General features: G+C 42.2%; 11 protein-coding genes and 1 other RNA gene. 2 read left to right on the forward strand and 10 right to left on the reverse strand.

Annotated elements, in window-relative coordinates:
• The 10 genes from BACCELL_RS01365 to BACCELL_RS01415 all read right to left on the reverse strand — a co-directional run.
• The coding region (locus BACCELL_RS01365) for a bifunctional fucokinase/fucose-1-phosphate guanylyltransferase (RefSeq protein WP_007209691.1) at nt 1–1,657 on the reverse strand (1,657 nt) is incomplete at its 3' end.
• A 111-nt stretch (nt 1,658–1,768) separates the two neighbouring features.
• A complete protein-coding gene (locus BACCELL_RS01370) occupies nt 1,769–2,131 on the reverse strand; it encodes a MarR family winged helix-turn-helix transcriptional regulator (protein ID WP_007209692.1) in 363 nt (120 codons plus the stop codon).
• Between the two features lie 35 nt (nt 2,132–2,166).
• Complete coding sequence (locus BACCELL_RS01375; RefSeq protein WP_007209693.1) at nt 2,167–4,665, reverse strand: FAD-dependent oxidoreductase; 2,499 nt, start codon at nt 4,663–4,665, stop codon at nt 2,167–2,169.
• 254 nt (nt 4,666–4,919) lie between these two features.
• A complete protein-coding gene (locus BACCELL_RS01380) occupies nt 4,920–6,656 on the reverse strand; it encodes a clostripain-related cysteine peptidase (protein ID WP_007209695.1) in 1,737 nt (578 codons plus the stop codon).
• Between the two features lie 55 nt (nt 6,657–6,711).
• The gene (locus tag BACCELL_RS01390; RefSeq protein ID WP_022210741.1) at nt 6,712–7,116 is read right to left on the reverse strand and encodes a hypothetical protein; all 405 of its coding nucleotides are present in this window, start codon (nt 7,114–7,116) and stop codon (nt 6,712–6,714) included.
• Between the two features lie 195 nt (nt 7,117–7,311).
• Nucleotides 7,312–8,172, reverse strand: a complete 861-nt coding sequence (locus BACCELL_RS01395; protein ID WP_007209697.1) for a sigma-70 family RNA polymerase sigma factor — start codon at nt 8,170–8,172, stop codon at nt 7,312–7,314.
• A gap of 211 nt (nt 8,173–8,383) precedes the next feature.
• Entirely contained in the window at nt 8,384–9,955 is a 1,572-nt protein-coding gene (locus BACCELL_RS01400) for a trypsin-like peptidase domain-containing protein (protein ID WP_007209699.1), read from the reverse strand.
• Nucleotides 9,956–10,233: 278 nt separating this feature from the next.
• A complete protein-coding gene (locus BACCELL_RS01405) occupies nt 10,234–11,568 on the reverse strand; it encodes a transglutaminase-like domain-containing protein (protein WP_007209700.1) in 1,335 nt (444 codons plus the stop codon).
• A 58-nt stretch (nt 11,569–11,626) separates the two neighbouring features.
• On the reverse strand, nt 11,627–12,793 hold the full coding sequence (locus BACCELL_RS01410) for a dipeptide epimerase (RefSeq protein ID WP_007209701.1): 1,167 nt from the start codon (nt 12,791–12,793) through the stop codon (nt 11,627–11,629).
• Nucleotides 12,794–12,897: 104 nt separating this feature from the next.
• Nucleotides 12,898–14,100, reverse strand: a complete 1,203-nt coding sequence (locus BACCELL_RS01415) for a C40 family peptidase (RefSeq protein ID WP_007209702.1) — start codon at nt 14,098–14,100, stop codon at nt 12,898–12,900.
• Nucleotides 14,101–14,354: 254 nt separating this feature from the next.
• Here BACCELL_RS01415 and rnpB point away from each other — a divergent pair.
• Nucleotides 14,355–14,756: RNase P RNA component class A (gene rnpB, locus BACCELL_RS25670), an RNA gene on the forward strand.
• 112 nt (nt 14,757–14,868) lie between these two features.
• Entirely contained in the window at nt 14,869–16,185 is a 1,317-nt protein-coding gene (locus BACCELL_RS01420) for a YihY/virulence factor BrkB family protein (protein WP_007209704.1), read from the forward strand.
• Nucleotides 16,186–16,223: the final 38 nt, after the last annotated feature.

The following is a 16,223-nucleotide window of genomic DNA, read 5'->3' on the forward strand; positions in this document are numbered from 1 at the left end:
CGAAAGCCTCTTTTTCATCATTCTGAAAGTCTTTTCCGTTCAGTTTATCTATCTGAGCCCGAAGCATCCGATTATGAATACGCTGCATCTGAGGTGCATCAGCCGGCAACACATCCGGTTTATCTATCTTCAAACAATGGAAATCCTCGGCAACATCAGCCAAATCCAACTGATAGAAGACACTCTTCTCATAATTGCGTGCCAGCAATTCCCAATTACCTTTCCGGAAACTCTCGCGCTGGGCATATAATTGACGTAAATCAGCTTTCGCTGAGATTTCATCGGCAGAAAGACGTTGACTGTTCAGCCAGATTTCCTTACCTTCTGTCAATTCCGGCTCCGAAGTCATCCAGCGAAGTACTGCGCCCATCTGCTCAACACCTTCTACCACAGGGAAGATTCCGGCAGCCTGTAAGTCATCTTTTCTTCCAGTTACATCATCCGGAGTCAGTCCACGCTCCGCTAACCAATCAGGGAAGGAAATCCCCAGATACAAAGTTTTTTCATCCCGGATATCTCCTTTAGATACATCATCGAAACCATACGGACGAACTGCCCAATGCTTCTCTGCAAGAGGCACAATATCTATACAAACTCCATCCGGTAATTCTAACGTCCAGTCATTTTCCGGTACTCCCGTAATGATTTGCCGGGAACCTATCTTCCATGATGTACCAACAAAGCTATTTTCAATCCAAAGGTTATCATTATTGGAAGAAAGAGAGATACCTACTTCTGCATTCTGTACAAATATTGCAGGATTGGGCTTTACTTTCCGGTGCATGATCTGACGCTGATCGTACACCCTATTTTGTAAAGTAACAGTTGAGGAAAGTAGTTCACGACTCGTGCCGTAGTGGTAGAATTCTCCACCAGGTAATGGCAATATAGCTACAGACAACCTATTCAACTCATCATCAGTAATGCGTGGATGATTACCAAGGGATAAACCGAAATCTGAATACAAGTCATAGTACTTTAAATCAGAACCCGAGCCATCTTTCAGCGAACGCTTCATCAATAACTCTACAGCCCGATCACTCAGTAACCAGATTCCTATATCCATCAGGAAGAGATGAGTCTTGGAAAGATTCTCCAGTTCCTGCAATGACGGTTTCTGCAACATAAAATCCAATGCTTCCGGTTGTTTCCGGTCAGAAACAAACACTCCATGATGTGTCGCTAATACCGGATCTACCCAAAGTCCGTAACATACCACATCTGCATCCGGTATTTCCTGCAAAGGTTTCTCAGCACGAATATACACATCTCCACTCGCAATCAAAGTACGCAGTTTTTCCGGTGCCCGTTCCATGATTTTCTCATAAAGTGGAACTTGCAAAGACAATAAATTCTGTCCCAACTTCTGTCCACGTGCCCAGCGAAATACAGGTATCGGAGTTAATATTTTCCCGGAGGGAGCGTATCCAGGGAGGCGGCGGCTTTGTCCACCGGCATGCAGCAGAATACGTTTCTCTGTTGAGTGTTCTGTTTGTTGGTTTCTATACCATTCCCGCAGAAGCCAAGTGGTTCCACCACCCGACCCCAGTTTCATCCCTATAGGGTCAGATGTACAAAACCATTCCGTACGGTCTACATTTTCCAGTTCATAGAATGCCGACACAAGATTAGGCGGCAAGGATAATAATTTTTGCATATTCAATTGCTATAATGCTTAATATATTAGCTGCAAATTAAAGCAATCTTAAGCAAAATCCACGAAAAATTTTAATATTTTTGAAGATGGAGATAAAATTATCTCCATCTTCTATTTTTCCAGCAAACCCACTATTTGTTGTAAGAGTTCAGGCATCTCATGAGTAGTACTTTTGATCGCAGTGATTTGTTCTTTTCCTTCTGCAGTCAATGAAAAATGCATTTGGCGCTTATCCACTTTACCAATAATACGGGCTATTAACTTCTTTTCTTCGACAGAACGTATCAACTTGGAAGTATTAGAACAAGTTAATCCCAAGGCTTCTGCTATTTCCCCGGAAGTAAGCCGGGGAGTATTCAGAAGTGTACAGAGCAACATTCCTTCATTCAGCGAAAGATTGTATTGCTGCATAAATTGGGTTTCAAACTCAGCTATCGCCCGGTAAACATCACGTATTTTACATAAGTCTTCCATATATTTTTCTTCTTTATTTGTTAAATAACAAATAACTATATGAAAAGGTTGACATTGGCTTTATCTGCGCGCTCCATGTAAGTTGCAACACCACCGATAGTTACCTCATCCAACAACTCTTCACGACAGATTCCCATCATGTCCATAGACATCTGACAGGCTATAAATTCCACTCCTTGAGCAAGCGCCTGCGAACGAAGTGATTCCAAAGAATCTACCCCTTTACGCTTCATTAAAAAGCGCATCATGCGACTTCCCATACCGAACATATTCATCTGAGACAATTTCAGTTTCAAAGAACTGGAAGGAAGCATCATACCGAACATCCTGCCGAAAATATCTTTCTTTACTTTCGGTTTCTGCACTTTTTTCAAAACATTTAATCCCCAGAAAGTGAAGAATACCGTAACTTTTTGCCCGGTTGCCGCAGCCCCGTTTGCCAATACAAAAGTAGCTAAAGCTTTATCCAAATCATCACTAAAAAGGATCAATGTTTTTCCCCTACCCGCTGCTACAGTTCCGGTGGAAGAAGGGCAGACCATATTCGAATTACTTTTTTCTATAACTACCGTATAGCGTCCTTTATCCTCATGGCTCCCCACCAAACGATTACCCGTCGTATCACACCAGGCAGAAGCATCACGTGCAAATCCGGCATCAGTTGCCACAATCTCCACCTGTTCTCCCGGTTCAAGAGTATCCATTGCCTTCTTCACTTGCATGATAGGTCCCGGACATTGTAAACCACAGGCATTGATTTTCAATGGTTCTTTAGATGAACCTCCAGCTGATAATATAGAATCGGATTGCACAACAGTTCCCGAAGTTTCAGTAGAGCCAAAAGTTACGCGAGCATCAACTGAAGCAGCCGCTATAGAAGGTACCGGTACCGGAGCAACCGCAGCAGAATACAGTTTGTATCCTCCCGAAAGATTACGCACATTCTTATATCCATTTCCCATCAGGATACGCTGTGCCAGATATCCACGCAAACCTACAGCACAAAACAATACAATGGGCTTGTCAGTAGGAACTTCGAGCATACGCTCTCTTAAATCATCCAACGGAATATTAATTGCTCCCGGAATAGTTCCAAAAGAGAATTCTTCAGCCGTACGGGTATCTATTAACATTACTTCATTCTTATGCTGTACCAGTTCTCGCCAAGTTACGACAGGCATTGCACCACTGATAATATTAGAAGCAACATATCCGGCAATAGCAATAGGATCTTTTGCAGAAGAAAACGGAGGAGCGTAAGTATGCTCCGTTTCCATCAAGTCATATACCGTTCCACCACGCTTGATCAAGCCGGCAATCTGGTCAATACGTTTGTCCACACCCTCATAACCAATACCCTGCGCGCCATATAATTTTCCCGTAACAGGATGAAATGTTAATTTTAAAGTCAAGGGTAATGCATCCGGATAGTACCCTGCATGAGAAGACGAATGAGTAACAGAACTTTGATATTCCATCTCCCATTGCTTCAGACGCTTAGCAGCAAGTCCCGTAGAAGCAACCGTCATATCAAATACTTTTGCGATGGAAGTACCGATAGCACCTTCGTAAGCAACCTTATTACCAAATACCATATTATCAGCCACAATACGTCCCTGACGATTAGCCGGATTTGCCAGATAATTCAACCACGGTTTCCCGGTCAATGGATGCGGATATTCAATAGCATCCCCTACAGCATAAATATCTTTTGCAGAAGTTTCCAGATATTCATTTACCCAGATACCACCTGCTTCACCTATCTTCAGTCCGGCTTGTTTAGCCAAAGCCGTTGCAGGGCGCACTCCGATAGAAAGCAATACCATATCTGCCGGAATCGTTTTTCCACTTTTCAAAAAGACGGTAATACCTTGTTCTGTACGCTGGAAATGAGTTACTCCTTCTTCCAGATAGAGCGACACACCTTTCTGTATCAAATGTTGATGAACAGGCGCAGCCATCGAAAAATCAATAGGCGCCATTACTTGATTACCCATTTCCACAACAGATACGGCAACTCCGGCATGATGCAAATTTTCTGCCATCTCCAGTCCAATAAAGCCCGCACCTACTACAACCGCTCGCTTTACGGAGTTTTCCGTAAGATAAGACTTTATATGATCGGTATCTTCAACATTACGGAGAGTGAAAATTCCTTCAGAATCGATACCTTCCAGTGGTGGTCGAACAGGTGTAGCACCCGGAGACAACAAAAGTTTATCATAGGTTTCTTCATATTCGCGACCATCTGCAGTGCGAACAGTAATCGTTTTATCTTTAGGATGAATAGCGATAACTTCATTCTCCACACGTACATCTACACGAAAGCGTTGGCCGAAAGAAGTCGGCGTTTGCACCAGCAATTTCTCACGCTCTGCGATGACACCACCTATATAATAAGGCAAGCCGCAATTTGCATACGAAATGTATTTCCCTTTCTCAAATAAAAGAATATCAGATTTCTCATCAACTCTTCTTAAACGTGCCGCCGCCGTAGCTCCCCCGGCAACACCTCCAATAATTATATACTTCATACTTCTTTATTTTAGTTTTGATAGTGCAAAGAAAAGAATATTTTCTAAAACAAAATAATTTCCAATGGAAAATAATGTTAAATCACAATACAACAACAAAATAGCGCACATTAAGTCCATTAGAAACATACTACATATTCAAAGAGAGAAAGTTCATATACCCTTAATTTAGGCGCATAAGAAGAGACACAGACATCTGGTTTGAGGCTAATTTACAGGCTCAAACACCACACTTATATATTAAAAAGAAAATATTACCAGCCTAATGCGGCAAAGCCGGCGGATGTATACCACTCAGTAGAGCGATATGCTTTATCAGTAACTGTATTAGATACTGAAGGAATATAGCAGGACACTCCATTAGTGCCTTCCATAGAAAACATTTTCTGGATAACACCAGAAAAGTTCATAGAAGTAGTCGCCCAATATACTACAGCGGCATCAAAAGCCTGCCTCCACGTTAGATAACCACCATTAACAGTGATTTTTTTCATCATATTTGCCATATCATAATAACCTACATGACCATCCTGAAATCCATCAGAACCACGACGTTTATCATAATCAAAAATCAAACTGCGCAATTGCGCATTATCAACTGATCCAGACAAAACCTGTTTCGTTATTCTTGCCAGATCAACCAATTTATCTGTTCTCAGCGCACACACAGAGGCACCCGCTGTCCAATTACTATTTGACAAGCCTTTACCTTCATCATATTTAGCCGCATAAGGTTCATAATAAGCCTTAGCAATATTCACTGCCGCATTCTCAGCAGAAAACATAGCGGGAACAACTGCATCATACGAAGCACCAGGACCTGGAATTTCAGTCGGAGAACCTATACAATAATCCGTATAATCACGCAACTCATAGGCAACCTCCACTGCTTGCATGAAACAAGCATCGAACAATATAAAATCAAAATGAGGAGCAGACTTTAATATCTCAACAAATTCAGAGATATTCATTCTGTTATCACCATTACCTTTATCCTGGCCTACCCAACGAGTACCAGCACGCAACGGATAAGGTAGCCACCCATCACCATGTGACCAATAAACCAATCCATAACTGTCAGCCTGATATTTGGAATTCGAAAAGACTTTTGCAAAAACTTCCTGCGTTTCAGATACACCTACAGAGTTACGACTTCCATAAGTTTCCACTACCGTTTCCACTACTGCCCCCTTTTCATTCTTCAGCTCAAGTAGACGAGGAGATTTACCATCATCTATATAAACCAGAAAATGCACATTAGAATCTTGAACTTTCGCCATACCCGCTTTCATCTCCGCTAAATCCAAAGAAGCAAATGAAGCAAGGGTATTATCCGCCGCAATATATGCAAGAATCGTACGAGTTCCTTTGAGAAGCGCAGCCGGCTCAACAGTCACTTTACAGGAAGCAGTCATCGCACCATCCTCTGTTACAGCTACAATGGTAGTACTTCCGGCCTTTAAAGCCGTAACCTTACCATTTACATCAACCATCGCTACACTTTCGTCATTCGAAACCCAGGCGACTTTTTTGTTTGTAGCATCGTCCGGCGTAATGATGACTTGCAAGCTTTCACTTTGCCCTTCTATTAGTGAAAGAGTGCTTTTATTCAATGCAACATCGGTTACAGGTATCTCAGGTTCCACAGCCCCATCACCACAAGTAACAGTACATGTTGCAACCTCCGCACCATCTTCCGTAATCACCACTACAACTACAGTTCCAGTTGCCTGGGCTGTCACTTTTCCACTTGCATTCACCGTAGCCACACTAGTATCGCTAGATTTCCAGGTAACCTTTTTGTTTGTAGCATTATCCGGAATAACAGTAGCTATCAAACTCTCACTTTCCCCTTCATCTAACGCAAGGGCAGTCTTATTCAATGACACACCTGTTACAGGAACAACATCCGGTTCTATATCATCGTCAACACATGCAATCAGCAATGTAGAAAGACAAACCCACAAAAAGAAGTAAAGTTTCGTTTTCATGACTACGGTCTATTATTTAAGTAAATTCCTTAAGTTCTTAAGGAAATAAAGCAAATTACTCTTCCGGCTTCTTGAATCGGAAAGCTTCAGGAGCAATAGGCATCAATACTATCGTTTTATTCTTCTTATACTTGCTCTTCACTTTTGCAGCCTCCTTTTCTAACTTCTTCTTGTTTTCAGAAAAGTAGATCATACACGTATAATCAAGAGATTTCAAATCATATTCCAAATAATTCTTCAACTGATACGTATAAAGATCACGCTTAGGCAAGAAGCCACCCTTATCCAGCTTCACACTGTCCAACACCTGAATATCAGTAAAATACACTACTGTGTCGTTGAAAGAGGCAGCAACACCAAATGCATACACAGCTTTTTCTCCTTTACCCTTCTTGAATGAGAATGCTGAACATACCATAAAAACTAAAGCTACAGCAAAAAGTATACGAACGTATTTCATAATCTGTTTTTTATTATATATTGTTGGCGACAAAGATAATGCAAACCGGAGCAAAATAAAAAGATTCATTCATTTTTTATGCTGAGATACAGCTTATCTTCACTTTTATAATAATGATAACAAAAAAACCGGTGATCAGATCATGACCTACCGGTTTTTAATTCCTTCTATTTGTCGGAAATTGATATTTCTTACTTATCCTAAATAAGACTTGAGCAATTTACTACGATTACTTTGTCTTAATCTTCTAATTGCTTTTTCCTTAATCTGGCGTACACGTTCACGGGTTAAACCGAATTTGTCGCCGATTTCTTCTAATGTCATTTCTTGTTGTCCGATACCGAAAAACATCTGTATGATTTCTTTTTCCCTATCGGTTAACGTAGAAAGTGCTCTATCAATTTCCCTCGCAAGAGACTCGTTCACCAAAGAGCGATCCGCCATAGGAGAGTCGTCGTTCACCAACACATCCAGCAAGCTGTTGTCTTCTCCTTCTACAAAAGGTGCGTCCACCGAAATGTGGCGTCCGGATACCTTCAGCGTATCGGAGATTTTATCAACAGGGATTTCCAGTTCATCTGCCAACTCCTCGGGAGACGGGCGACGTTCATTTTCCTGTTCGAACTTGGAGAATGCTTTGCTGATTTTATTCAGCGAGCCTACCTGATTCAACGGAAGACGCACGATACGCGACTGCTCTGCCAAAGCCTGCAAAATGGACTGACGTATCCACCATACTGCATAACTGATGAATTTGAAACCACGTGTTTCATCGAACTTTTCGGCGGCCTTGATCAGTCCTAAATTACCCTCGTTAATCAAGTCGGGCAAACTCAAACCTTGGTTCTGGTACTGCTTGGCCACAGATACAACGAAACGCAGATTGGCACGTGTCAACTTCTCCAGTGCGATACGGTCACCCTTGCGGATGCGTTGAGCGAGCTCTACCTCCTCCTCGACAGTTATGAGGTCTTCGCGACCGATTTCCTGCAAATACTTGTCAAGAGAAGCGCTCTCTCTGTTAGTGATACTTTTTGTAATCTTAAGTTGTCTCATTCTTCTAAAACAGATTTGGGTTGCAAAGTTACGACAAATTATTTTGTTACAAGCAAACTTGCCCTAACTTTTTTATCTTATTCACTATACAATATAAACAAAAAGAATGCCGACAAGTTAGTTGTCGACATCCTTTTTCTTCTTTGTTAGCTAATATTACAATCTTCTTACCTATTCACATGTACAATCTACAATTTAGCGATGCCAGCCATTAATCCTGAGCGACACTTACTGCATAGCTGCCACGTTTTCCAGAGGGGAACATACCTGTAATAAACAAAACCTGTTCCTGAGTCTTAGCAGCTTCTTTCATCACTTTCTCCAAGTCTTCCACAGTCTTCATCGGTACATTATTCACTTTTAGGATAATGAAACCTTTACGGACGCCACCTTCTGCCATCTTACCATTGCTAACACCCGTTACTTCAAGACCATAACCCAGATTCAATTGTTTTTTCAATTCATCGGGTACAGGGCGGAATGCGGCACCAAGAATATCCATATCGGCATTCTTCACAATCTTCGTAGTACCTTGTTCATTCTTCAGCGTAACTTCTATATTCTTTTCTTTCTTATCACGCATCACCTTCACTTGTACCTTATCTCCCGGACGATGTTTTGCCAAGATTTCCTGCAAGTCAGCAAATTTATGAATAGCCTTACCATCCATGCCAATGATTACATCATCAACTTTAATATCAGAACCTGAAGCAGAACTTCCTTCTACGATTTCACGTACCCAAAGACCATCAATAACACCATATTTTTCTCTAGCTTCTTTCTTTATATCACTCAACTTCTTACCAGCTTTATCAGCAACCTGTGTGTCACCCGGCTCTTCAGTAAGTGCTGTTACACTCACACCCAATTTCACACGTTGTACCGTACCGAACTGCTTCAAATCAGCAACCACTTTCTTCATAATACTGGTAGGAATGGCAAAACCATAACCTGTATTTGATCCAGTCGGAGAGAAAAGAGCAGCGTTGATACCAATCAATTCACCTTGAGCATTTACCAATGCACCACCACTATTACCTTGATTAATTGCAGCATCAGTCTGAATATACGACTCGATACTCTGTTTACCAGTTTGCTGACCCATGCCTAAAGAGCGTGCTTTAGCACTGACAATACCCGCAGTCACCGTAGAAGTCAGATTAAACGGGTTACCTACTGCAAGCACCCATTCACCAACTTTCAGTGCATCAGAATCACCTACCGGAATAGTTGGAAAATCATCACCTTCTATCTTGATTAGAGCCAAGTCTGTCTCTTCATCCGTACCAATAATACGTCCTTTAAACTGACGATTGTCATTCAACGTCACACTGATTTCATCTGCACCTGCAATTACGTGATTGTTCGTTACGATATATCCATCTTTAGAGATGATAACGCCGGAACCAAAGCCTGTACGTTCAGGGGTCTGTACCTGACGTCTTTGCGTACCGCCCCGACCACCGAAAAATTCACCGAAGAAATCAGAGAACGGATCTCTAACTTCTACTTCCTGAACTTTGGAAGTCTGAGTAGAACGAATATGCACCACAGCGTGAACTGAATTTTCTGCTGCTTGCGTCAAATCTACTGGTTGCGCATCAACGGCATTATAAGAGGCCAAACGTACGTTCGGATTTTGCTGGAACATTTCATTGAATGCACTGGTACTATCAGCAGGCATATTTTTTTGCAGCATCTTATAGGTGGTTAAACCTGCTACTCCTGAGCTGAGAAGTACGATAGCTGCAACCCCGAGAATGTTTTTTGTTGTCTGTTTCATACTAATTTTCTATTCTTTTAATTGTTAATATTCAAGTTTTGTTTAACATTTCGACGTTAAAATAACGACAAAAATCGTTCACTTATTCCGCTTGTCACTCTTTTTTGTTCTCTTTTAACAGTGAACTTTTGGGGCTTAACAGCGGTTAACGACAGAACCTGACAATTTTACATTTATGCACGTTTACTGACGTGAAAATAAGGCAGATAGGCGTTAAAATCAAACAAACCATCTATCCGTTTAAAATAGATGGTCTGTTTTCAGGGAAAAGTACCTCTTTAATTATCGAGATATTCTATATCCATGTGATAATCCCACTTCGGAAAATAAAGGTTACCTCCCTCCCATTCCACTTCACCACGCTGGAAATCCACCGTTTCACTACGAGGATATTTTTTCTCGGGTATCAGCGGCATACCGTAATCACTGTTGACTATCATACGCCAGGAGTCAATGCCACCCAAGAAGAAATATTCTTCATCCGCATTACGGGCAAAAGTAGGGATGCCAAATGATTGGTCTACAGGAACCCAGCCAATGCCTTCAAAATAGATTTCCGCCCAGTCGTGCAGGTTCCATGCTTTAGGATGCATCATAAAACCACTCTGGAAATGGGCAGGAATACCACTGATACGACAAAGCGTAATAAACAGCAAACTAACCTGCCCACAATCACCTTTATGATTATCTAACACGTATTCGGGAATATTTTCTATAGTAGAATATTCCCGGGCAGAAGCCCAAGGAAAGTTATCATTCACCCAACGGAAGATGCGTTTAGCTTTCAACAAAGGATTGGTTTCCCCAGCTGTCAATTTGGCAGCAAGTTCGCGCATACGTGGTGAGAAAATGACATGCTTCTCGCGTTCAGCCGTATATTCCTTATATATAGAAGAAGTTGTATCATAGGGCTGAATATCTTTCGGTTTCAAATTATGCCATTCAGCATTAGCTGTATACTCAAAACTTTCAGAGAATACGGTTGGTTGATCTTGCACTGCACGTTTTTCCATATAGAGAGTGCTATGAAGGCAATCCTGTGGGGATAAAGTATACTTGGATTCGCTGGCAGAGATGAATTTTACATCTTGCTGACGTGACTGGTCGGTACGTGGGTAAGGAAGCCAGCAACGGACGAGCTCTCCGGCAGGAACGGCATTACTGTCTACCGTGAGCGTATAGGTGATTCGCATTCGTTTGGGAGCAGTGATAGGATTACCACTCTTTTTCACACTCGCAATGATTTCGGGCAGGTTCTCCATATTTACTTTTTCACTGCCACTGAAGGAGACGCCATCTTTGGCAGCCTTTATCTGATAGCAGACAGAGTCTACACGGAATAAATTAGGTGCGGCATTACGGAAATAACGCTTCTCACCATTCAGAGTCATACACTCCAATGCTTTGGAGGCTTCCCATTGGCACATCTGCTCATCGGAAACATCAGGGATATACTTACGAATATACTCTTTCACTTCATCTTCCGTACGAGAGAAATCAGTGAGGAGGCGTTGGTGCAGATCATCTTCCCAAGTATAGGGCTTGCTTTCCGGTTTTGGAGTACAGGCAGTTACAAGGAAAAGCAAGGCAGCAGCATACAATACTTTTTTCATAATAAGCTAATTTATAGATGATAATTGAGAACGGAAATTGAATTACGATTCAGGATCCTTACAGTTTCACAACTCCGATGCCAGGCAAATCTGGTAACGTGATCTTGCCCTTTACGACCTCCATTCCCTTGAAACGGTCGTTGGCAATAAGCAGATTGCCATCCAGATCAGCAAAGTCAACCGCAGGAGAAAACTGGGCAGCAGCAGAGCAAGCACAGGATGTTTCCGTCATACAGCCCACCATCACTTTCATACCCAAAGCACGTGCTAATGTCACCATCTTCCAGCCTTCACGCATACCGGTACATTTCATCAACTTGATATTGATGCCATGAAATGCACCTTTCAGACCGGCCACATCACTCAAACGCTGCAAAGATTCATCAGCAAAGATAGGCAACGGACTCTGTTGTGTCACCCAGGCAATATCATCCAACTGGGTTTTAGGCATCGGCTGCTCAATCATGACAATCCCTTTTTCTTTCAGCCATTGTATCATATCAATGGCATAATGCTTATCCGTCCAACCTTGATTGGCATCGACGGCAATAGGCAGGTCGGTCACCGAACGGATTGTTTCAATCATCTCTTTATCATTCTCACGCCCCAGTTTTACTTTGAGAATATTGAATTGCTCGGCACATTCCTTCGTTTTTTCTCGTACCACATCCGGCGTATCGATACCAATGGTAAAAGTGGTCGAAGGAGCTTTTTCCTTATCCAATCCCCATATCTTATACCACGGAGCTCTCAGCAATTTGCCCACAAGGTCGTGCAAAGCAATATCTACAGCAGCTTTAGCGGCAGCATCTCCCGGTGAAAGCTTATCTACATAAGCGAGAATATCCTCCAATTGGAAAGGATCGGAAAACTGTCCGATGATATCCTGAACTTTTTTCAGGAAAGCCAGTACACTTTCCATCGTACCCAGTTCTTTCTGTAAATAAGGCGGCATGGAAGCTTCACCATAACCGATAACACCATCGTATTCAATCTCTACCTGTACATCAGGAGTGGTAGTGCGTGAGTAAGTAGCCACTGTAAAAACATGACGCAACTTCAACTCATATGGAAAGAAGCGCAATTTCATCCTGGCATTCACACCACTTTTATTGATATTGAACAGTTTTGGAGCGCTTTCTCCTCCAAATACATCATTGATAACCACACCGGAGCCCAATGCGGCAAAAGCAGCTGTTTTCAGGAAATCTCTTCTGTTTTGCATAATATTTGTTTTTAAGTTAGGAGCTACTAGCTACGGAGCCACAAGCTACAAGAGCTTTGCAGAATGAGAGCATTGCTACTTGTAGCTTGTAGTTCGTAACTTTATTATTTATAATAAGGATTCGTTTCCGTAGTATTCAAGGATGCTTCCTTATTTATATAAGGTAGCACGCGCGTAGCAAACAGAAGGCGTCCGAGGTTATATTCGTCAAAAAGCTCATCGGCAGAATCAAAACTACTGACGTGTACATCACCTTGCGAATGAATGAAACGTTTATTGCCAATATACATTCCCACATGCACCACACGTTCTTTTCGATCTGCCGTAGCTTTACGTCCGAAGAAGATCAAGTCGCCCGGTTGCAGGTTGCTGAAATCAGGAGCGATATCAATATGCTCGCCTACATACGCTTGCTGTGAAGCATCTCGGGGAATGATGATATCATGAATGAAAAGAATGGTACGCATGAAGCCACTGCAATCTATTCCTTTGGAAGAAGTGCCTGCCCAAAGATACGGAACTCCCATCAGCGTATGTGCCGTGCGAATAATGCTGGCAGCATCCTGTTTCAAAGCGGCACGCCATTTCTTTTCCGGCATGGAGATAGATTTGGAAATATAACCGGTCCGCCCGTCAGGATATGCAACCTTATAGAATTCACCTTTCGTTCCCTCCCACTTCAAGCGATTGCCTGCAACTACATCCGAAACAGTCTGCGAAGACTGATTGGGCTCAGAATACACAAACCCATAATGAGAAGTCACCACAATCTTCTCTGCTGTGTTCCAAGCATGAAGTTCTTCTTTCGTTACCGGATGAATACCTACACGATGTATCCAAGCGATATAATTATCCGGTGTCTGAATGCGATACCAACCGTCGCGCTGTAATACGCGGACAGGCATTCCCATCAATCCCTGGGTCATCATTTCGGATGAAAAGTCAGGATCAACCCTAAGATTGGACACCGATACATTTATGATACCATAAGTTTTTCCTTCCAGTGCAGCCTCATCCGGCAATACCTGTAAGCAGTCCATTACTTGATAGTCAGCTTTCGACAGCCCGTTCAGTAATGCAGCTTTCGCCTCGGCCGAAGTAGTCACACCACGTAACATCACATTTTTACCGGAAAAGGAATAATCTACATCAAAGAGTGCTACCCGTTTATCAGGAGCATACTGACGCTTCAAGCTGTCGGACAACTGTGCTACATCCGCAGGAATAGTCCTGTCCCCGATTTCCGAAGCTACCGAATACAACGAAGCAAAAAGGAACAGGGATACGATAGGAATAAGTTTCTTCATTAGCTAAAATGATTTGGGGGTTATTAAGTGTTAGCAAAGTTAGAAATAATTTCTACTTTGGTTATATATTTTCAGGAATATTAAGAAAGTGTTTAGAAAAGGAAGCTATCCGGAGGTTATCTACCCCGCATCCGGTCCGTACCAGGTCCGTATCTATAATTATGGAGAAGATACGGAAAAAGCCCTCCCTTACACAAAAACTCTACAAGTTTCTGTGTCCGCTGGCATAAAAATCGTATCTTTGCCGGACAAAAGCAGCCGGTCGGTCTGTCGCTTACGCTTCGGCGTATGAGGAAAGTCCGGGCAACATAGAGCATCCTACTTCCTAACAGAAAGCTGTCCGCGAGGGTAGAGTAACGTAGAAGAAAATAACCGCCGGTGTCCTTGGGCATAGGTAAGGGTGAGAAGGTAGGGTAAGAGCCTACCAGTCTTGTGGTGACACAAGGGCTGTGCGTCTTGGGAGTTGTAAGGTCATGTAAACCGACGCTATGAGAGTTGCTCGCTCCATGTCGGAGGGTAGACCGCTAAAGCCTGTATGGTGACATGCGGCTCAGATAAATGACAGACACTTTGCTGAATGAAGAATGATGAATGAATAATGAAGATTTCTTCCTGAAAACAGAGAACAGAACCCGGCTTACAGACCGACTGCTTTTTTTTAATTTAAGAACAGAGAATGAGGAATGAAGAATTTCTGCATGATACAACAATTTGATAGAGTTCTCCGTTCTATATTCATAATTCTTCATTCCTAATTCTTCATTGATTATGAATAAACGTATTACTGCTCTTTGGAAATTTCTTACATACGACATCTGGCGTATTACAGAGGATGAAGTCACCAAAACGACTTTTTCCCTCTACAATATAATCAAAACCATTTATTTATGTATCAACCGCTTCACCAAGGACAGACTAGTAAACAATGCCTCTGCACTGACTTATAGCACTTTGCTTGCCATTGTCCCTATACTTGCCATATTATTTGCCATAGCACGTGGATTCGGCTTCTCCAATCTGATGGAGAATCAGGTGCGAATGGGATTCGGAGGGCATAACCAGACCACAGAAGTCATCCTCCAATTCGTAGACTCTTATCTTTCTGAAACTAAAAGCGGCATATTTATCGGAGTAGGTTTAATTATGTTGCTATGGACGGTTATCAACCTGATCACCAATATTGAAATAACCTTCAACCGCATCTGGCAAATAAAAAAGGCACGAAGTATGTACCGTAAAATTACGGACTATTTCTCTATGTTCCTGCTGATGCCTATCTTGATTGTAATTTCGGGTGGTCTCTCCATCTTCATGAGTACAACGCTGAAGTACATTGAAGATTTTGTACTGCTTGCTCCTATTCTGAAATTCCTGATCCGCCTCATACCTTTTGCCTTGACCTGGTTCATGTTTACAGGACTATACATCTATATGCCTAATACTAAAGTAAAGTTCAAGCATGCGCTCATTGCCGGGGTTCTTGCAGGAACGGCACACCAGGCATTCCAGTTTCTATACATCAGTGGTCAGTTGTGGGTATCGCGTTACAATGCTATTTATGGTAGTTTCGCCGCCCTTCCCCTATTCCTGCTATGGTTACAAATATCGTGGACAATCTGCCTGTTTGGTGCAGAACTGACGTATGCGGGACAAAACATACGGAACTTCAGTTTTGACAAAGACACCAAAAATATCAGCCGGAGGTATCGGGATTTCGTGGCTATCCTTATCATGTCCCTCATTGCCAAAAGATTTGAGGAGAATGCAAAACCATATACAGCAGAAGAAATATCCGAAGAGTGTCAGATACCAATCCGGTTGACACACCAGATTCTATATGAGTTACAAGAAATAAATCTATTGCATGAAGTAGTAGACGAAAACAATGAAGATATCGGCTATCAACCCTCCATGGATATCAATAAGATGAACGTCGCACTGTTGTTAGACAGACTGGACACACATGGTTCGGAGGATTTCAAAATAGATAAGGACAAGGAGTTCAGCGAACAATGGGAAGTATTAATGAATGCACGGGAAGAATATTATAAGAGCGCAAGCCATGTGCTACTGAAAGATCTTTAATTTTAGAGGGTTAGTGATAAGTGATTAGTACCATGCGG

The sequence above is a fragment of the Bacteroides cellulosilyticus DSM 14838 genome (assembly GCF_000158035.1).
Classification (GTDB): Bacteria; Bacteroidota; Bacteroidia; order Bacteroidales; family Bacteroidaceae; genus Bacteroides; species Bacteroides cellulosilyticus.

Coding starts and splice junctions, on each gene's coding strand:
- BACCELL_RS01415 (WP_007209702.1), bottom strand. CDS start 14,100: ATGAAGAAACTTATTCCTATCGTATCCCTGTTCCTTTTTGCTTCGTTG.
- BACCELL_RS01400 (WP_007209699.1), bottom strand. CDS start 9,955: ATGAAACAGACAACAAAAAACATTCTCGGGGTTGCAGCTATCGTACTT.
- BACCELL_RS01370 (WP_007209692.1), bottom strand. CDS start 2,131: ATGGAAGACTTATGTAAAATACGTGATGTTTACCGGGCGATAGCTGAG.
- BACCELL_RS01395 (WP_007209697.1), bottom strand. CDS start 8,172: ATGAGACAACTTAAGATTACAAAAAGTATCACTAACAGAGAGAGCGCT.
- BACCELL_RS01410 (WP_007209701.1), bottom strand. CDS start 12,793: ATGCAAAACAGAAGAGATTTCCTGAAAACAGCTGCTTTTGCCGCATTG.
- BACCELL_RS01375 (WP_007209693.1), bottom strand. CDS start 4,665: ATGAAGTATATAATTATTGGAGGTGTTGCCGGGGGAGCTACGGCGGCG.
- BACCELL_RS01405 (WP_007209700.1), bottom strand. CDS start 11,568: ATGAAAAAAGTATTGTATGCTGCTGCCTTGCTTTTCCTTGTAACTGCC.
- BACCELL_RS01420 (WP_007209704.1), top strand. CDS start 14,869: ATGAATAAACGTATTACTGCTCTTTGGAAATTTCTTACATACGACATC.
- BACCELL_RS01390 (WP_022210741.1), bottom strand. CDS start 7,116: ATGAAATACGTTCGTATACTTTTTGCTGTAGCTTTAGTTTTTATGGTA.
- BACCELL_RS01380 (WP_007209695.1), bottom strand. CDS start 6,656: ATGAAAACGAAACTTTACTTCTTTTTGTGGGTTTGTCTTTCTACATTG.